Source organism: Mesorhizobium sp. M4A.F.Ca.ET.090.04.2.1 (assembly GCF_003999085.1).
GTDB lineage: Bacteria > Pseudomonadota > Alphaproteobacteria > Rhizobiales > Rhizobiaceae > Mesorhizobium.
Genome location: NZ_RZOT01000034.1, coordinates 1 through 18,948, shown reverse-complemented (window position 1 = coordinate 18,948; position 18,948 = coordinate 1). Strand labels below are relative to the sequence as shown.

The following is an 18,948-nucleotide window of genomic DNA, read 5'->3' as shown; positions in this document are numbered from 1 at the left end:
CTAATATAACTTATTAACACATTCTAATACGGAAAGTGATCGAACAGCCGCGCCGAGGCGGCCTTCCGGATGTCCTCCCAAGCCGTGTCCGTCGGTTGTAATGTTGCTCTGGCTTGGGCGCCCGTCGGTTCGAGCGGGTCGTTCGCAAATCAGGTCATCGAGAAGTGCGGCAGGGATGACTTCCGATGCTGCGTGGCGGACGGGCCGTCGGGTCTGTTGGGGGCTGCCGGCGCGGCCGTTCGAACCGTGCCGTTTGCGCGTCGATGCGCTTGGCCGATGTCGCCTTGCGGCGTTGACGACGCTCCACGCCCGAGCGACGTCGCCGGCGGCATGGCGGCGATGTCCGCGTCAGTCGCTTTCAACGATCGAAGGTTACAAGGCTCGCCGTCATCGAGCGCTGTACAGCACTGGACAGGTCGTCCAATCGCAACGCCAACGTGCCTGTATCGGGGTCAAAATCTCTCAAGATTTGAATAGGGCCAAGACGTGCAACCGAATCCATGGGGGAAGTGTGATCGCCTGAGCGGCTTGTTTAAATGGCTGGAACGTGGCGCTACGGCACGAGGGTGCTTCGTCGCTGCGGGACGGCCACGCGGTTTGTCAATTTTGAACCGCGCAACCAATCGCCAAAGCTCCACCTCGTGGCCGTCGGCAAACCGCCTGGCGTACTCTTTCGCCGTAATGTCGTCGGCGCAGGCAAGGTTGACCCCGCCCATGAACTGGCCGTGTTCGTCCAGAACGTAGAACAGATAATGCGGCATCGTTTGTTCTCGATCAGGATCGCCAGCCCGTTTCGGCGCCAGCTAGATTCGGATTGAGGCCTCCAGCCGCGCTGCGCTTTTGTCGCCGATCGCTCCACTTTTGTGTACTTGCAAAACAAAGAGTCTGCATAACGACGTGCCCGAACATAGAATGTATATCTTCCGACAGTTGCATGTCGTTCACATTGACCCAAACCACGTGTTGGGCGATCTGCCGGAGCGTTCCTCCGCCATATCCACAAAGACCTAACGTAACTGCGCCGTGATCGTTTGCGTATCGAACGGCGCGCAAAACGTTTTCCGAGTTTCCGCTTCCTGAAATTGCGATGACCAAGTCGCCCTCGTTCAGGATGTTCTTCAGTTGCTCGACGAACACATCCTGGAATGAAACATCGTTGGCATAAGCGAATGTAAGTCCCACATTGTCGACAAGTGTCCGACCACGAAACGGGCGCTTCGTGGAGAGATAGATGCTCTTGTTCCAGTCGGTGATGAAATGTAGAGCAGTGAGTGAACTGCCGCCATTTCCAAGCGTGATTATCTGCTTGCCATCCTCCTGTGCCTGCGCGACCAAGGCCACTGCATTGTCGAAGCTTTGGTGGTCCAATGAAGCCAGGACGGTCTCAAGTTTCTTGAAATAGGCTTGAGCGCTCCCGCCAAGATGATTTATTGGGCGGGCTCCGATGTCGGTTGATTGGGTACTGCCGCCAAAATGTTTCATTGGGTGGACTCCGATGTCGGTTGATAGTGAACGATGCGGCTCCCGGCGAAGTCGAACCTCACGGGGAAATGCTTTAGGTTCCCGAGGGCCGCTTTGATTGCCTCGTGGCGATCGAGAGGCGCGAAGAACATGAGAAAACCTCCCGCACCTGCTCCGAGTAACTTGCCGCCCCTCGCACCCGCCTGCATCGCAGTTTGGTACCAGTGATCGATTGCATCGTTCGTGATGTCTTCGGAGAGGCCCTTTTTTAAGAGCCAGTTCTCGTGGAGGATTTCGCCAAAGGCGTTGAGGTTACATCGATGCAGCTCATCACGAAGCTGATACGTGAGCTCGACCATCCGCCTGAGCGCTTTCCGCTTGTCCGGCGCTCTTGCGATGCCTTCCGACTGTCGGACGAGGATGTCTGAGGCACTGCGCGTAATGCCGGTGTAAAACATGAGAACTTGCTTCTCGATTGAAGCGATGAAATCGCGCGGGCATATGAGCGGTGATACCGAAACGCTGTCATCAGAGTGAAACTCGATAAGGTTCAACCCTCCGAAGGCAGCGGCGTATTGATCTTGCCTTCCAATGGGTGCGCCACAAAGTTCGATCTCAATGCGACAACTGTCAGCGCCGAGCTTTGCCTTGGAGACATACTGCCCCCGAAACGCGTTCAACGCGTGCAGAAGGCCAACAGTAAAAGCGCTCGAGGATCCAAGTCCTGTTCCCTTCGATGGAATATCGGCAATGGTTGTTATCTCGACGCCTCCACAGATCCCGAGATATCCCATCGTCGCCCTGACAATCGGATGCTGGATATCCTCAACGCTATCCACCTCTTCCGTTTTGGAGTAAGCGATGCGGGTGCCGTTATCGAATTTGCGGTTCACATTCACGTAGACGTATTTGTCGATAGCAACGCTCAGGACGGCACCGCCCTCCTGCCGATAGAAGGCGGGAAGGTCGCTGCCACCTCCCACAAAGCTCACACGAAGCGGCGTTTGGCTGATAATCATCCGACTGCCTCAATCAGTTCGATCGCTCGCAATTGGATGCAATGTTCAGCACGCGCCCGCGATGCCAGCACGATCGGTGCCTCATCCTTCTGGCGCGAACTGTAGATACTCGCCGCAGCCTCCCGATCCACTCCTCGGCGCGAGTATTCGCGCGTTACTCGGCACCTCCTCAACTCCTCATCGATATCGACGAAGAATGTGTGTGCACGACCGTGCAAAACCACATCGCACAGCGAAAGAGCGACGGCTCCTTCCACGACCAGGACGGTTTCCGGAGAAATGGTTATCTTTTCCGATCTTGGATGCGATGCGCGGCTCAGCTTGTCGTAATAGGGCAGATCGTGCGTCTCGCGAGAACGAACGCCCACCAGGCGCCTTAGAACCTTCCTGATCTCGTTCATATCGTAACGACCAATCACCGTTGGTTCGCGATCGGCGACGGGACGTATCCAGCGATCAAGAGCAACAACTTGCGCATCAAAGCCGCGGCCGCGAAGAACCTCAGCGATAGCGCTGGAAAGAACACTCTTTCCGCTGCGGGAAAGCCCCCCCACGAAACAAACATCACCCGGCTTCACATGCGCGATCAGATCAGATGCTGTGTCTATCAAGGTCGGATGAACAGTGAGAATGAGCTTGGCAGCCTCGGACAAGTCCGAGACGGTGTAGTCGGGCATGACATGATATTTGCTATCCAAACCGCCCGCGCCCGTCTCAACCAAGATCGATCTGATGCCAGACCGTTTTGCGAGAGCAATGTCCGTAGAGGAATCGCCGATGATCCAGGATTGACTGCGATCGATATTGAATGCCTCGACCGCTTCATCGATCAGCCCGGTAGCAGGCTTGCGGCATTTGCAGCGGACCTTCAGTGCTTCCACCTCACCGACAAAGCCGCGATCTGGATGGTGCGGGCAGAAGTAGATGGCATCAACAAAAGCACCGCAGCGACCAAGCTCAGACTCCATCTTGTTATGGATCATCCGCAGGTCTCGTATGGAGCAGTCGCCTCTCGCCACAACGGGTTGGTTAGTAACGACGATTGTCCGGTACTCGGCCCGGTTGAAACAGGCGATCGCGGCGGCCGCCCCCTCAATCAGTTCGAAGCGTTCGGGACGATCGATATGTCCATGGTCAACATTGATGCACCCATCCCTGTCCAGGAATACTGCTTTCTGCGGCGATGCGAGTGAAGCTCGAGCTATGCGGCCCGATGCAAAGTCGGCGCAGACCTTGTCAAGTCTTGCCGGGGTTCCCGCGTCTTTTATGTACTCAGGGCTGCTATAGCTTCTAATTTCCGCGCCAGCCAGAAGCATTTCAGGAAAGAGGTCCTTGCAAAAATCGAGAGGAGTTACCGTGGAGCGCCATGGGAATAGAGCTTGTCTTCGTATATAATAAAGAGCGGCGCTGACTTTATTAGGATAAAAGAATTCTGGATCATGTGGATATGGATGGAATGCGGTAACGATGCCATCTTCTGACGTTTCTATCAGATCGGAATCATGCGGGTGATCGTTCGGATGGGTGAAAATTGTTGCCGCTGCCTTGTGTTTTTCGTGGAAGCACTTAAAGCGGGTGAGATCGACGTCGAGCATCGTGTCGCCATAGATCGTAAGGAAGTCGTCGTCGAGCAGGTCCAAAACCGACAGTACTGCTCCAGCGGTCCCGCGAGGCGCACCGTCATCCACGCAAAGAACGTCGATCCCCCAATTCTCGCGCTGATTGCAAAATTCCACAATTTGCTCGGCTGCGTGGTTCACCAGGATCAAGATCTTCTCAATCCCGTGTTGCTTGGCGAGGACGATTTGATGCTCGAGAAGTGGCTTGCCGCCAATGTTGGCTAGCGACTTAGGCAAATCACCTATCCGGCCCCTGAGCCGCGTCCCTCGACCACCTGCAAGTACAACGGCTTGCATCACAGGTGTCCTTCCTGCCGCACGATTTCTACGACGGCTTTTCGAACAGCGTCGGCCGAACCAAGCTGGGGCCGCCAGCCGAGCGCACGAAGTTTTGCTATGTCATAGGAAAATCGGGGAACATCTCCCGCCCAACCGCGATCCTCAACACCGTATTCGATCCCGGCGCCCGGTGCGACAGCCTCTACAGTCGTTTCCGCTATGAAGCTAACGGTTACCCCTTTGTCCTCTGGACCGATATTGTAGCAGCCAAGCCGCTCGGATGCGTTTGCACGCAAGTAGACAATCGCGTCGATCAGATCATTGACGTGAAGATATGCCTTGCGTTGCCGCCCCGACCCCAAAACATTCAGTTTGCTTGGCGAGACCTTTAGCTTTCTCACGAAATCCAGGATGACACCGTGTGTTGCTGGAACACCGATCACGTTCGGAAAGCGAAAGATCAAGGCCCGGTCCAACCAGTTCTCGACGGCAGCGCTGATGAGCGCCTCCGATGCGAGCTTCATGGCACCGTAGTTGGAGATGGGCAGCAGCGGCCCGACATCCTCTCTGATCGGAGCCTCCCCCAAATCGCCGTACACGGCTGAGCTGGACGCGAAAGCAAGGAACGGAACCCCGGCCTCCTTCATTGCCTGCAACACGTTGAACGTCGATAGAAAGGTATCGCGCAGATCAACGGAAGCATCGGCGATTCCTGCAGGGATGTCCGAATTGGCAGCCATGTGCCAAACTTCGGAAATCGGAATGCGGCGGTGACAATTCATGAAGCGGCTTCTCACCGCACCCGCGTCTGAGAGATCCACTTTCTCAAAAATGAACCGCTCATGCGCGAGAAGCCCGTTCAGGTTTTCCCGAGAACCTCGCGACAGGTTGTCAAAACCGAAGACCGGATACCCACGATCGATAAAGACCCTTGCAAGCCTGCTTCCTACAAAGCCCGCAACTCCCGATACGAAGATGGCGTGCGGTTCACCCAATCGGATTGCCCCTTCCTCATGTGCGCAGGCTTTCGCGCCACAAGTCTTCCGGATTCTGCAATGACTTCCGTCTGCAAGCCTTCACCGCTGGAGAGCCGGGAGTTCGACCGGGCTGGGCGTTAAGCTGCGCCCGTCGTTAAGGTCATGCGTCTCATGCGTCTCATGCGTCTTTCTGAATCATCGCATGGTTTTCTCCGATCCGCGATCGTTCCTCAGGGGTAGCCCCATTTTGCTGATCGGACCGGATCGCGCCGCGCTCGCCTGCGCGGCGACGCCAACAACATCCCAGGAACGGTCACGGCGCTCTGCAGTCTGTTCACGCGTGCCGATCGCGGAGTCTCGCCATTTGTGTCGCTGGCGCATCGAGCCGGTCTTCGACTAAGAATATCGACGCAATGTCCCGGAAGAGGGTCGATCGCCGCCCAGCGAGAAGTTCCGAAACTCGATTCCGAGCTGCTTGAGCAGCGCTACACCGGGGACCTCTTGCGCCGGGTGCACGAGCCCGAGGATGGAGTCGGATCGGAAGGGCAGGGGGACATGCAAGGCCTCGGCTGCCTTGAGGAGGCCACTCACAAGCTGCCAGGGCACGGCGACGGCGTGCAGTGTTCTGCCTTGTGATGCGGCGATCTCTTTCATGAGCCGTCGGAACGGTACCGGTTCGGGGTTGGCCAGCCCTACCGGTTCCGGCAGATGCATGTCCGACACGGCAATACGCACCATGGCGGCGGCCATGTCCGCCTCATGCACGGTGAACTGATGGGAGCGCGCTCCGATGAGAGGCGTGATCGGCAGGTTAGTGAGCTTGCGGAGCGCGCCTGCCATCCCGCCCCAACCGGGGCCGTACACCAGTCCGAGGCGGGTGGAGACACCTCCCAGACTGTTTGCGGTGCGCTCGCAGGCCAGCTTCGCTTGGCCATAAAGCTGCCGGGTTCCCTCATAAGCGGACATCGAGGAGATGAAAATGACCCGGCGAACCCCTGCATCGGCGGCATTGCGGAGGAGCTGCTGCGAGCCAGACACATTGACACCCCACACATCGCCGGCGCTGACAAGAGTCAGGTCCCATGCACCATGGATGAGGACATCCAGGTCGCTGATTGCGCTCCCCGACGGTGGGCGCCTGATCTCATAGGGGCGCCACTCGGCGACGCCGGCCATTGCGGCGGCAGATTCGGAGGTCACCCGGTTCGGACGGACGAACGCGATGACCTCATGCCCTTCTTCGGCGAAGGTGGCACGCAGGATGGTCCCGACATATCCGTTGGCTCCGGTGATGCCGACCCGCATTTGAACGCTCAACTCGCCAGCTGCATCGCTTCGCGGGCGATGCGATGAGAATTGGCCATCACAGTCAGGGTAAAGGTGGTCGCTGGAACATTTGGGAAAACCGACCCGTCGATGAGATGGACCCGGTCCCAGCGCACCAGTCGCCCGAGGCGGTCTGTCGTCGCAGTCCCGGAATCCGGCTCACCGGCGTGAGGAAAGCTGCCGCCAAAGTGGTAGCTCTTGGCCCCGCCCGACCACAGCATCCGCGGTGTGATGGGCCACAAGTCAAGGTAGGGTGCCGCCCTGCGGATCCGCTTTATTACGTCAGGCAGCATCGGAGGCGCGTATTTGCCCCTGACCCTGGCCTGGCTGAAGCCCTCCGAAGTGAGGGTGATCTGGGGTAGCTCATCTGGAGCCGCGGACATCTGGGCGCTCACCCGGACCTTGGGTGACGCCCAGGACGGCAGGTAGCCCAGGCCTATTGTCAATCGGCTCAGGAGCCGATCCGTCGCGAAGGCGGCGGCGCGGTGTTGGAGGAAGCGGGGAAGCGCATCGTAGTATGCCTGGTTGAACGGATAGAAGTGAATTTGGGAGACATCGAAGCCTTCGTCGTCCAGGACGATGGCCATGGTGAACTGGTTGAGCGTGAAGTCGCGCCTTGCACGCGGGTCGGGGGTCGGCTTCATGGACATCATTGGAAGGACGAACTGAGCCGATTCCGAAAGATGCACCGGCAGGTCCGATCCGAGCGAACCTAGGATCAGCCGAGTGGTCCCGATTGCTCCGCAGCCCACGAAGATCCGGTCGGCTGTGAATCGCTGCATCCGGCCGGTGGACAATTCCCGGGCCTGCACGACGGCCGTGTCGCCCTCCTGGCCGACTCGCACCGCAAGCAGCCCGCTGTGGTAATCGATCCTCCCGCTGCGCCTGAAGCGATCGAAGCTGTGCGAGGCCGAAAAGATTAGCGACCGCGGGCACCCGGTCATGCATAGGCCGCAAGGCTGGCATTCGGGCGCTGAGAAGGCGAGGCGAGCGCGGCCTATCGTTATGCCAGTGGAGCGCACCCGATCGCGGTGCCGGTCGTAGTTGGCCAGAACCATCTGCGTCCGCGGCGCCAGTGGCGGAAGCGGCTCCGGCGATCCGATGAGTGGGAACCACTCCTCGAGATCGTCGGACTGTCCAGCGAAAGGAATGTGACGCAGGATTGTCCGATAGTGCTCTTCCAAATCCGAGAAGTCGAACGGCCATCCCTTGAACGTGGCAGCGCTGAAGGGCATGATCTGGGCCCCCCAGACATTGCTGAAGCCCCCGTAGGCGCTTGATATGACAGCTGAATTGACTCTGCCCTCGGCGTGGACGCCGTCGAGCTGACCCTTGTTGGCAAACGGGAAATCGGATCCGTAACTTCTCTTTTCAGGCAGCGAATCGGACTGGATCCGCTTGGGTTGCAGGCTTACCCGGCGGACGTCCTCCTCATCCCAGTTGTCGACAGGCTGCTTGGACAGCCTGGAGATCACCTCCTGCGTCTCCGCGTCCAGCACGGTGCCCGGATCGAACACGGTTATCTTCTCGTCCGGTTTCTCGGATAGCGCCAACACGGCGGCTGCTGCAGCCGGACCCGAACCAATGATTATCGAAGACGGCATCTACTCCCCAGGCCCACCGCCTTGCGCGGCCGTGTCCAGTATCTGCTTAGTCGCCTGTTGGCGCCGCCGGCGCAAGCGCCGCACCAGTTCGATCCTGCCGGCGACGTGGCCTGCCGCGGCCAGGCCCAAGCCAGCGATTATTGCTGCGGACCGGGCCAGCCCGTGGACGTCACCCTTGGCCGCTTGCAAAATCTCCCGCGGTACGCCCTTCGTCAGCGCGTACCAGACGAAGCGCGACTCTGCACCAAGAGTGGCGGCGTCGCCCATCTGGGCGAAGGCCTCGACCTTCCCCTTGTTGACGAAGAAGCAGCGGCGCCAGAAGTATTTCCAGGTCGGCCGTGAGGCGTGCACAAAATGGCGGACGGTCGCCGCCGGTTCATAGATGACCGCCTCACTGCCCTTGATATGCGCCACGCGGTGGCACATGTCCATGTCGTCGTGATGGTCGGAATGGAACCCTCCGACCTGCTCGAGGAGGGTTCGCCGCACCGACATGTTGGCGCCTATGAGGTGAGCCAAAGGGCCTCGGCTGGTCGGAAGGCCATCGTAAGCACATCCGAACACCCAGTCGAACTGCACGGGGAACCAGGCTGGACGGCCAGTCTCGAAAACAGGTAGGGGACGCCCGCCGACGGCGCCGATGCCTTCATCCTGGTACGGTTCGGTGAGTATCTCGAGCCAGTCCTTGTCGGCAGCTGCATCGTCATCCAGGAACGCCAGGATCTCTCCGGCGGCCGCCTCGGCCGCCGTGTTTCGGGCCGACCCCAGGTGCCCGTCAAACTTGTTCTGGATCACCCGTATAGGAGGGATGGATGCGGCGGAGTCAGCCCAGTAGGCGGCACAACGGCGGAACAGGGGCTGGTCGACGCAGACGATGATCTCGCAGGGTTGCAAGGTCTGCTCCTGCGCCGAGGCCACGGACTGAACCAACAGCTCCCACCTGTCTTCAGTGTAGGCACAGATAAGCACTGAGATCGTGGGGCAGCGCGGAATCTGCCGGCTTTCGCTGCTGACGCTATCCTCAGGCTGCCCGGTTGTCGCAACGACAGAGCCTTTGGTCATGGCACCCGCCGGCTGGTTTCTGAGGCCAGGCTGGTTTCGCGTGTCTGCCTCGCCCGAGCCGTGGCGGCTTTGAGGATGGTCCAGAGCGCACCGCCGTCATTGTGGATATCGAACTGGTCGTGTTCGTCGGCGGGATAGCGTCCGCTGTCCTGCAGCGACACCAGCCGCCACACCATCCAGCCGGCGCAGTTGCGATCATGCGTCACCGTGTCGAGCCACATGGCGTAAGCTTCAGCCGCGTTCTGATTGGAGCGGGCATGGCCGAATTCCTCCATAAGAACCGGCTTTTTGGCGCGGGCTGCCAGCTGGCAGAACTCGGGGATCATGTCGTTGAATTGCTGGATCGTGAGATTGTAGAAGATCGGATAGCCGTGCCAGGTCCCGAAATCGAGGGTCGGGATGGTCAAATCGGCTAACTTCGGGTCGAAAATGTTGGCATTCCCTGAGCTGACAAGGTGATTGGAATCGAGGGACTTCACGTAGGCCGACATTTCGGCAGTCCAGGTCAACCGCAAGGTCAATGGCTGCGCATTGCCTTCGTTGATCAACTCCCAAGCCATGATGGTCGGGTCGTCCCGGTAGGCAAGCCCGGTGAGCGGGTTGACGCGCTGCACAACGTGGCGGACCCAAGTCCGGTAGTCCTGCTTCGTGCGCGGGTCAGTGAAGAAAAACGTGGATTCGTCGCTGCTGCCATACCAGGCCCGCATCTGCTGGGCGCCACCCGTGAAGGCCCAGAAATCCACGATGGCGATGATCAGCCTCAGGCGCCGCTTGCCGGCCTCGGCAATGAGGAAATCAACCTTCTGCATGCCGTTGGCGCCGTCATTGATCGCCATCCTGTTTTGACTTGGATCCCAGTAGAGCAGGTACGTGCCCTTGACCGCGAGATTGCTGGCTTCGCCTTCAAGCCGCCAATTCCAGATCGTGGGGACGCTTCCGTCGAGCGACCCGATCACCGGCTGGAGGAAGATGCGGACCACGTTGGCGCCCATCGCCACGGCGTCATCGAGAACGCGGGTGACCTCATCCTGCGAACCGTAGGTCAGATAGTGGTTGTTTACGCCGGTCACGAAGAACGGCTTGCCGTCCAGCGTGAAGCTCGTTCCGGAAGTCTTGATGAAGGACGTTGCCGATGGTTTGTCCACGGTGCTCGCGATTGCCAGAACGGAGACGAACGCGAGCGCAAGTGCACACCACCACGCATTGCGCAGTCCATATTTCGCCCGCTGCCAGTCGATCACCATTCCCTGCATGTGGCTCTGGCCGGGCGCTGAGTGCAATCGCCCCTAAGGATTACCTCCTCTGGCCTCGCACAGACCGGCGTCGATCGGGCATAGTGGTGCTGGCTGGTGGTTCTCGTCAAAGCTGTCGTCTTCTTGAAATCCGACGTGTTCTTGAAACCCGACGTGAGAACAACAATGCGCATTTGCTTGAGTCTCGATCCGTCGCGGCTGCTGCGCTGGCATCTATGGTTGGCAGAGGCGCTCGCTGAAGTGCCCGGCAACGATGTCTCCTGCGCTTTCGCGGCCGACTGCCGCCCGCTGCCGTTGATCTTCCGTCTGCTGCTCGAACTCGAACGACTGGTCTATGGCTTTCGCGGGAAGGGCGCCATTGACCCCGTCGAAGCGGAGCTGCGGTGCCTGCCGCCGCCTCCAGCCGGCCAAATGGATGTGGTGATCGATTTGAGCGGGTCGGAATCGCTCCCGGCCGCGCGGCGCGTGATCACCCCGGTCTTCAACGGCGCACCCGGCGAGATCGGAGTCGTGGCGGCCTGGGTGAATCATCAAGATCTTCTCGTCGACCTGCATGACACGGCGCGCCCATTGCGACCGTGGACGGCGCGCCCGACCAGCGCAGACCGTCAAGTGTTGGCCTTGAGGCTCGACAGCGCCCTTTCCTGCGCTGTGCCGCTGATCCTCAAAGCCCTGGCCGAGGAGACCGGTTCGGCTGCGTCCGCAAGCCCCGGTCCACGGACGGCACCACCTTCGTTTGGCGCGCTATCGGCGCTTGCCAGGGCGACCGGCACGGTTGCATCGAAGGCGATCGGCCTTTTGGACGCCCTGGCGAGAGGCGGCAGGATGTGGGGGATTGGCTGGCGCTTCGATGAATCGGCGAGCCTGCTCGACAAAGGCGAAGCCGCCTTCCGGGTGCTCACCGGAAATGCCGACGGCTACCTTGCCGACCCGTTCCCGTTCCGGCACCAGGGGCAGGATTTCATCTTTGTCGAACAGTACCTCTACTCGAAGAACCGCGGGTGCATTGCGGTTGTTGCAGTGAACCGGGACGGGACAGTCGGCGCATCCCGGATCGTTGTGGAGGAACCGCATCACCTCTCGTACCCGTTCGTGTTCGAGCAGAATGGTCAGATCTGGATGATCCCTGAATCGGGGGCGGCCAGGAATGTCAGCCTCTACAGGGCAGTGGAGTTCCCCTACCGGTGGACACGGGAGGCCTGCCTCATGGAAGGCATTGAGGGCTACGATACCACGCCGCTCTGGCATGACGGCGGCTTTTGGTTTTTCGTCAGCCCAAGGCTGTGGAGGTCCACGTCCTGGGACGCCTTGAGCCTCTACCATGCCGAGAGCCTGACCGGGTCTTGGACGCCTCATGCCGCCAACCCCGTTCTGCTCGATGCCAGGCTTAGTCGCCCCGCAGGCGCCGTCATCCGATACGGCGGACGCGCGCTACGCCCGGTCCAGGACTGCGCGCGCGGCTATGGCGGCGCGGTGACGTTCTGCCAGATCGATGCGCTGGGCGCGTCGGAGTTTGCTCAGACTCCGATCGGTCGCATTTGGTCCGGAGCGTTGGGATGTCACACCTACAACCGCCGGTCCGGCCTGGAGGTGATCGACCTGTTCGGGCATATCCGGGGTTTGCGAGAGGTGACGACCTCGTATCGGTTGCTGGTGCCCGACGCGCCGGTCTCGGGACCGAGCGGGGTCTCGGAACCGTGCGGGCAGCCCGTCTCCTGGCCGGTCTCACCGGGTTAGCTGGCCGCAGCCAAGGCGGCTCGAGCGCAGCCTGTAAAGAATCGGGCGCGCTCGAGCCTGCCAACACAGCCGTGAAGGTGATCGCCGCCGCCGCCGTACTATCCGTGCTGGTGGTATGAGCTGAAAACAACCTTAAGGGATACCCCAAAAGAGCTAATCATCTATTGTCCCTTCGCTAATCATCCATTGTCCTTCCATTTCAGATCTTCACCGGTAATGCTCGTATAATAGCCAAAGCTCTAAGGGGGCCGTAAGCGCACCGATCTTCTTTCATCTCATCTTCATTTCTCTATGGCCGGGAGCCCTCATATGGTTGGATCAAGCATCTGCGGATGTGGCGGTCATTGGAGCTGGCCCCTGCGGCTTGTCGTTGGCCGCGCGCTGCCATGAATGAGCGCCTCTCCAGCAAACTCGCCCACGTCGGTGCCGTATCGCCGCCCGACCCGATTGAATTTGCCCTGCAGCGAGCACTGACGCTGCCCCGAGTGAGCTTCATCGTCCCGACGCTCAATGAAGCCGAGAACCTCCCCTGGCTTCTGCCGCGCATCCCCAGCTGGGCGCATGAGATCATTATCGTGGATGGTCGATCGACAGACGACACTGTCGCGGTCGCGCGCGGCCTGCGCGCGGACGTGAAGGTTGTGATGGAGCCCCGCCGGGGCAAGGGCGCTGCACTGCAAGCGGGATTCCGGGCCGCCACAGGCGACATCATCGTCATGCTGGACGCTGATGGCTCCATGGTGCCGGAGCAGGCGATCGTCTTTGTCAGTGCGCTAATGGCCGGCGCGGATCTCGTCAAGGGTTCACGCTTTATCCAGGGCGCCGGTACCGATGACATGTCGCTGTTCCGGATGTTTGGCAACAGGGGGCTGACCCTGTTCGTGCGACTGCTCTATGGCGGTTGGTTCTCCGACCTATGCTACGGATACATAGCCTTCTGGACCAAGCACGTCGGCACGCTGAATTGCGACTGCGATGGCTTCGAGATAGAGACCCTGATCAACGTACGGGCATTGAAGAACCACCTCAATATCGTCGAGGTGGCGAGTTTCGAGGCTCCCCGCATCAGCGGCGAGAGCCATTTGCGCGCAATCCCGGACGGCTGGCGCGTCCTCAAGACCATCCTGCGTGAGAGGGTTCACCAACAGCACAGGCGAGGCGTGACAGCCTGTGATGACGGCGGGTAGGCCTGATGCGAATCCTGATGGTTGCCGCTCGCTGCTATCCCTTCATGGGCGGCACTGAAACTCACATCCAGGAGGTCGGTCCCCGCTTGGTCGCGCGTGGCCACACAGTCGACGTGCTCACCACCGATCCCTCGGGCGAATTGCCGGTTGAGGAGGAGGTGCGCGGCATGCGTGTGCGGCGCGTGCCGGCCTGGCCAAGGGAACTGGACCTCTATGTGGCGCCCGGCATCTATACCGCGATCCGGCGCGGGGCTTGGGATTTGGTCCACTTCCAGGGTTACAGCAGTTTCGTGGTGCCGATCGGACTGCTTGCAGTCATCCGCACCCGTATGCCGTTCGTCCTGACCTTCCACAGCGGCGGGCATTCCTCCCGGCTGCGCAATGCAGTACGCCGCACCCAGCATGCGCTGCTCCGGCCGCTGGTAGCCCGGGCAGCGCGGCTGATCGGCGTCTCCGAATTCGAAGCCGATTTCTTCAGCGCGAGGATGGGCGTGCCGCGGGAGCGGTTTGTCGTCATCCCCAACGGCGCCGCGATGCCGGCTCCGAACCCCGGCGTAAAGGTCGATCCGCACCTGATCGTCTCGGGCGGCAGGCTGGAGCGCTACAAGGGCCATCACCGGGCGATCGCGGCCTTGCCCGACCTGATCCGCCGGGTACCGGACGTACGGCTGCACATCGTCGGTACAGGGCCGTACGAGAGAGAATTGCGGCGCCTCGTCGCGGCGCTCGGCCTCGAGAAGCGGGTCACAATTGCGGGCATCCCCGGATCCGAGCGGCAGAAAATGGCAGACCTGCTGGCGAGTGCCGCGCTGTTCGTGCTGTTCAGCGAGTACGAAGCCCATCCGGTCGCCGTGATGGAAGCCCTGTCGCTGCGCCGCCCGGTCCTGGTCAGCGACACGTCCGGTCTGCGGGAGCTTGCCGCCAATGGCCTGTGCCGGGCGATTTCGTGCAACGCCGGTCCGGGAGAGCTGGCCGCCGCCATGGCCGAGGAACTGGAGGCTCATCGCGAGGTGCCGGATTTGGCGCTGCCCGACTGGGATGCCTGCGCGCAAAAGCTGAGCGACGTCTATTGCGATGTCCTGAGCAGCCGATCCGCGGCCCGATTGACTCCCGGCGGCGTGATGTCGTGGCCTCCTGCGACGGGAGCATCAGGCTGATGACATCGGCTCATTTCACCGCGCGAACCAGGATAAACCCGCTCAGGGCCGGGATACGCTTCGTCTCTGCCGTTATCGGCCCCGACCTTCGCGGCGGCAGCGCAGATCCCTCGCCGCAACGGGCCAACTCCGGATGGATCGCGATCCTGTGCCTGACGGCCGCCGCGGCTCTGCTCCTGATCGTGGCCGGGCACGCGGCCGGGCGCCGGGGCTATGACGTGGCGCCGGTGCTCTTCTGGTCCGGTGTTGTCCTCCTCGTGGTTCCAACCAGCCTCCGCATCGCCTGGCCGACGACAGCCCGCGGCGAGCGCCTGTGCCTTCTGTTCCTGCTTGCCGAAGCCCTATTCTACTGCAAAAGGGTCTATTCCCCGACAAGCTTCAGCGGCTACGACGAGTTCTTGCACTGGATCGCAGCCGAGGATCTTCTCACGGCGCGCCGGCTGTTCCTGTCCAACCCGCTTTTCCCGATCGGGCCAACGTATCCCGCCCTGGAAATCCTGACGACGGCGATCGTCGATCTGACGGGACTGCCCTTGGTTGTGGCGGGGACGCTCTTGTTGGCCGTCCTCAAGGCCACGTTCATCGGTGCCCTGTTTCTGTTCCTCGAAAGCATCGCCGGATCGCCGCGCATGTCGGCCATCGCCTGTCTGGCCTATATGGGCTGCTCGACCTTCTTCCTGTTCGACTCGAGTTTCTCCTACGAGAGCGTCGGCATCGTGTTGTGCGTGCTCACCTTCACGGTCGAAGCAGCGTCCAGGGAGCTCGTCGGGCGACCGAGGCTGAAGTCGTTCGCGCTGATTGCCGTGCTGTTGGCAAGCCTCGCGGTCACGCATCATCTTTCGGCCGCCTTTGCCGCCATCTATTTCGCGGCGCTGGCGGGCCTCGAGGCTTTGCGCCGGCACGACCCCCTGCGGATTGGGGCCGCGGTCGTCGTGGGCCTCACGGCGATCCTGGCCATAGGTCTGCCGTTCCTGTGGATGCAGGCCAGTGGCATCCCTCTCGCAGCCTATTTCGGCCCGGTGATCGAGGCCGGCTTCTCCGCATTGCTCGGGAAGATCCTGGGCGCGGCCACCCCAATATCGGAACACCTCGGAGCGCCGGACAAGGCCCTCTACATGCGGCTGACCACCTTGCTGGCGCTCATCCTGCTGGCACTCGGCCTGGCAACGGGATTCTTTCGGTCGCTGGCCATGGCTGCGCCGAGTGGTGAGCGGTCGGGTTGGCGTCCGATCCAGGCCATTCTCAAACGCCGCTGGCGCGACAGCCGCCTCGTGCTCCTCACCTTACTGGCCTTCGGGCTCCCGGTCTCGGTGGCCTTCCGACTGACCAACGCCGGATGGGAAATCGGCAACCGCATGGGAACGTTCGTGTTCATCGGCGTCGGGATGGTCGTCGCGGTGAGCATCGTCCACTTCTGGCAGGGCCGCACGCCGCGCGGGTGGCGCCGCATCGTACCGGCCGTTGCTCTGGCGGTCATCGTCGTGGGCGGGGTCGCGAGTGCCACGATCAATCCCATCCATGGGCGCTACAGGGTGGCGGCAGATCAGGACTCAGTCGAGCCCATGGGAATCGAAACGGCGCGCTGGGCCAAGGAGTGGCTCGGTGCCGGAAACCACTTCACCTCCGACCGCATCAACCGCCTTCTGCTTGCGAGCTACGGCCGGCAGGACGTCAGGGTCAAGATCAAAGAAGGCGTCGATGCCGCGCGCATATTCGAGGGTGAGACATTGGGGCCTGAAGAGTTTTGGGCCTTGGCAGGAAGCGACATTGATTTCCTGCTGGTGGACCTGCGCCTGACCACGGCTCCGCCGGTGCTGGGCTTCTACTTTCAGCCGTGGCAACGGCAGAAGGGACTGCCGCTTTCGGGCGCAGCGCTGCTCAAGTTCAATGATGTCCAGGGCGTCGCCCGCATTTACGACAACGGCTCGATCGTGATCTACGACGTGAGGGGATTGCATGGGAATTCCTAACAAGCGGGACCTCCTGGTCGCCTGTCTGTGGGCGGCGGTCACGGTGGCGGCCGTTGCGCTCAGCGACAGCGTGTTCCTCCGTACCCTCTTGGGTGCGCCCATGATGTTCGTCGTCTCGGGCCACTCGATTCTGCGGGCCATTGGCGTCCGGACCACCTCGGTGCTGCAACACCTCACCTACGCGGTCGGAGCAAGCTTGGCCGCCGGCATTGCCGGGGGCTTTGCCCTGAACGCCACAGGCTTCCTTACGCCGCTCGGCTGGGCGGTCTGGTTCTGCGCGGTGACAGCCGCCGCGGCGCTGGTGGCCGCCATCCGACGCGACACTCCCGATCTGCCAGCCCGGCCGGCGCTTGCGCCGCTGCGACTTTGGCAGGGGGCCGCGGTGATGCTAGCGGTGCTTGTGGCGAGCGGAGCCTACGCGCTGGCCGTCCGGGACGAAGCGGCCCACCGGGAATTCAAGTACACGGAGTTCTGGCTGTTGCCATGGGCCAGCGCCGGGTCCGGCCGGATCACCGTCGGCATCAGGAGCGCCGAGACCCAACCTCAGCGATTCGACCTGGAAATCACTCTTGATGGGCAACCGTACGCCGTTTTCCGATCGATCGCGGTCGCGCCGGGCGACACCTGGACGCAGGAAATCCCGGTGCCCGCCTTGGCAACTCGCCAGACGGCCGAGGCGCGGCTCTATCGACCGGAGGATAACCGGCTCTATCGCAGGGCTTCGACGCTGGTGCCGCGCAACTGAAATGAGGTTCGATCATGCGCATCCTGCTGCTGTCGCAGTTCTATCCCCCGGTGATCGGGGGAGAGGAGCGGCACGTCCGCAATCTCGGCGCAGCTCTGGCGCAGCGGGGCCATCATGTCAGCGTCGGGACCTTGATGCATCCCGGATCTCCCGAAACCGAGCTGGACGGCGCGGTCCGCGTGCATCGCCTGCGCGGCACGCTCCAGCGGCTGTCGGGCCTCCACACCGATCCCGAGCGCCGCCATGCACCGCCCTTCCCGGATCCCGAACTGGTGCTTGCCCTGAAGCGGCTGGTCGCCCGGGAGGAGCCGGACATCGTTCACGCCCATAACTGGATTTACGCGTCCTTCCTGCCGCTCAAAGGTCTGAGTGGTGCACGCCTCGTGGTTACACTCCACGATTACGGCCTTGTCTGCGCGAAGAAGAACTTCATGCACTTGGGCGCCAATCTCTGCAGTGGGCCAGCGCCGGCAAAGTGCCTGCCCTGCGCAACAGGGCATTACGGCGCGGTGAAGGCGGCCGCGACCAGCTTGGGCAACTGGGCATCGAGCTTCGCCGCTCGGCGCGTGGTGGACCGCTTTATCGCAGTGAGCCACGCGGTGGCCCGTCACACCGGACTCACCCAAGGCCGTGCTCCTTACGACGTCATCCCCAACTTCGTGCCTGACGATGTCGAAGTGCTTGGCCCGGAAGATGCCTGCCTGCGGGGACTCCCCGGGAGTGAATTCATCCTGTTCGTCGGCGACTTGACGCGCCTCAAAGGCATTGACGTTCTCCTGCAAGCCTATGCCAGCCTGGAGCGTGCGCCGCAACTTGTCCTGGTCGGGCGCCGGGTCGCCGATACGCCAACCGAGTTTCCGCCGAACGTTCTAGTCTTCAACATGTGGCCGCATTCCGCCATCATGCATGCATGGCGGCGCTCACTGTTCGGCGTGCTGCCGTCGGTGGGGCCAGAAGCCTGCGCGACAGTGATCATGGAAGCGATGGCGTCCGGAAAGGCAGTCGTTGCAACCGACATCGGCGGCATGCCGGATATTGTCGACCATGGCGAAACAGGCCTTCTCGTGCCGAGCGGCGACGCGCAGGCCCTCGCCAACGCAATGCAGACACTTCTTGAGGACCGCGCCTTGCTCGCCCGGCTGGAGGCGACAAGCCTCGCCAAGGTCGAGCGCCTCAAGGCCGGAGCGGTGGTGACCCGGATCGAGCAGGTCTACCGGGACGTCCTGCGCCCAGCCGCCGCCAGGTCCGCGGTGCCGGCGCAGCAAGGTTCGGGACAGCAACCATGTCGGTAGACCGCGCCGGAACGGCCATTGTTCGCGTGCGTCGAGAGCTTCGAAAGAGTGCCGCGCTCGTAATGAATTCCGGCGCTCTGGCAATCGGAACGACTGCCGCGGCCGGCCTCGGGTTTGTCTATTGGTGGCTCGCGGCGCGGCTGTTTTCGCCGGACGTGATCGGCAACACCGCAGCGCTGCTGTCCGTGATGGGGCTTATCGGCACGCTGGGCGAGGCGGGGCTCGGAACCATGCTGGTGGGCGAGATCGTCCCGAATCCT

General features: G+C 61.6%; 15 protein-coding genes and 1 pseudogene. 7 read left to right on the top strand and 9 right to left on the bottom strand.

The genetic code is table 11. The annotated features are described in order from the left end of the window. Positions 1-452: 452 nt before the first annotated feature. The 9 genes from EN781_RS04610 to EN781_RS04570 form a co-directional block, all read right to left on the bottom strand. Positions 453-761, bottom strand: a complete 309-nt coding sequence (locus tag EN781_RS04610; RefSeq protein ID WP_126055886.1) for a hypothetical protein — start codon at positions 759-761, stop codon at positions 453-455. 13 nt (positions 762-774) lie between these two features. Beyond that, a complete protein-coding gene (locus EN781_RS04605; protein WP_126055885.1) occupies positions 775-1,482 on the bottom strand; it encodes an SIS domain-containing protein in 708 nt (235 codons plus the stop codon). After that, positions 1,479-2,480 carry a GHMP kinase gene (locus EN781_RS04600; protein ID WP_126055884.1) on the bottom strand — a complete coding sequence of 334 codons (1,002 nt, stop codon included), beginning with the start codon at positions 2,478-2,480 and terminating at the stop codon, positions 1,479-1,481. Before EN781_RS04600 ends, EN781_RS04605 begins: the two co-directional genes overlap by 4 nt. Continuing rightward, a complete protein-coding gene (locus tag EN781_RS04595) occupies positions 2,477-4,396 on the bottom strand; it encodes an HAD-IIIA family hydrolase (RefSeq protein ID WP_127399820.1) in 1,920 nt (639 codons plus the stop codon). The genes EN781_RS04600 and EN781_RS04595 overlap by 4 nt, the downstream gene beginning before the upstream one ends. After that, positions 4,396-5,373 (bottom strand): NAD-dependent epimerase/dehydratase family protein, encoded by a 978-nt coding sequence (locus EN781_RS04590; RefSeq protein WP_189347313.1) that lies wholly within the window; start codon positions 5,371-5,373, stop codon positions 4,396-4,398. The genes EN781_RS04595 and EN781_RS04590 overlap by 1 nt, the downstream gene beginning before the upstream one ends. A 378-nt stretch (positions 5,374-5,751) precedes the next feature. Beyond that, positions 5,752-6,660 carry an NAD(P)-dependent oxidoreductase gene (locus tag EN781_RS04585; RefSeq protein ID WP_126055880.1) on the bottom strand — a complete coding sequence of 303 codons (909 nt, stop codon included), beginning with the start codon at positions 6,658-6,660 and terminating at the stop codon, positions 5,752-5,754. Between the two features lie 8 nt (positions 6,661-6,668). Next, the gene (locus EN781_RS04580) at positions 6,669-8,285 is read right to left on the bottom strand and encodes a GMC family oxidoreductase (protein ID WP_127399819.1); all 1,617 of its coding nucleotides are present in this window, start codon (positions 8,283-8,285) and stop codon (positions 6,669-6,671) included. Further along, positions 8,286-9,347 (bottom strand): glycosyltransferase, encoded by a 1,062-nt coding sequence (locus EN781_RS04575; protein ID WP_126055879.1) that lies wholly within the window; start codon positions 9,345-9,347, stop codon positions 8,286-8,288. It lies immediately after the preceding gene. After that, complete coding sequence (locus EN781_RS04570; RefSeq protein ID WP_126055878.1) at positions 9,344-10,591, bottom strand: cellulase family glycosylhydrolase; 1,248 nt, start codon at positions 10,589-10,591, stop codon at positions 9,344-9,346. Before EN781_RS04570 ends, EN781_RS04575 begins: the two co-directional genes overlap by 4 nt. A gap of 105 nt (positions 10,592-10,696) precedes the next feature. Here EN781_RS04570 and EN781_RS04565 point away from each other — a divergent pair, with 105 nt between their 5' ends. The 7 genes and pseudogenes from EN781_RS04565 to EN781_RS04535 all read left to right on the top strand — a co-directional run. Next, the gene (locus EN781_RS04565; protein WP_126055877.1) at positions 10,697-12,337 is read left to right on the top strand and encodes a hypothetical protein; all 1,641 of its coding nucleotides are present in this window, start codon (positions 10,697-10,699) and stop codon (positions 12,335-12,337) included. Between the two features lie 386 nt (positions 12,338-12,723). Continuing rightward, positions 12,724-13,524 (top strand): glycosyltransferase family 2 protein, encoded by an 801-nt coding sequence (locus EN781_RS04560; RefSeq protein WP_126055876.1) that lies wholly within the window; start codon positions 12,724-12,726, stop codon positions 13,522-13,524. Positions 13,525-13,529: 5 nt separating this feature from the next. Continuing rightward, entirely contained in the window at positions 13,530-14,681 is a 1,152-nt protein-coding gene (locus EN781_RS04555; protein WP_127399817.1) for a glycosyltransferase family 4 protein, read from the top strand. Next, positions 14,681-16,651: a hypothetical protein gene (locus tag EN781_RS04550; RefSeq protein WP_126055874.1), complete on the top strand. Its 1,971-nt coding sequence runs from the start codon at positions 14,681-14,683 to the stop codon at positions 16,649-16,651. Before EN781_RS04555 ends, EN781_RS04550 begins: the two co-directional genes overlap by 1 nt. A 100-nt stretch (positions 16,652-16,751) precedes the next feature. Further along, positions 16,752-17,396 (top strand): hypothetical protein, encoded by a 645-nt coding sequence (locus tag EN781_RS04545; protein ID WP_126055873.1) that lies wholly within the window; start codon positions 16,752-16,754, stop codon positions 17,394-17,396. Positions 17,397-17,410: 14 nt separating this feature from the next. After that, positions 17,411-18,688, top strand: coding sequence for a glycosyltransferase family 4 protein (locus EN781_RS04540; protein WP_126055872.1), 1,278 nt, complete (start codon positions 17,411-17,413; stop codon positions 18,686-18,688). Continuing rightward, positions 18,679-18,948, top strand: a pseudogene (locus EN781_RS04535) (hypothetical protein); the annotation flags it as partial. The gene EN781_RS04540 and the pseudogene EN781_RS04535, both read left to right, overlap by 10 nt.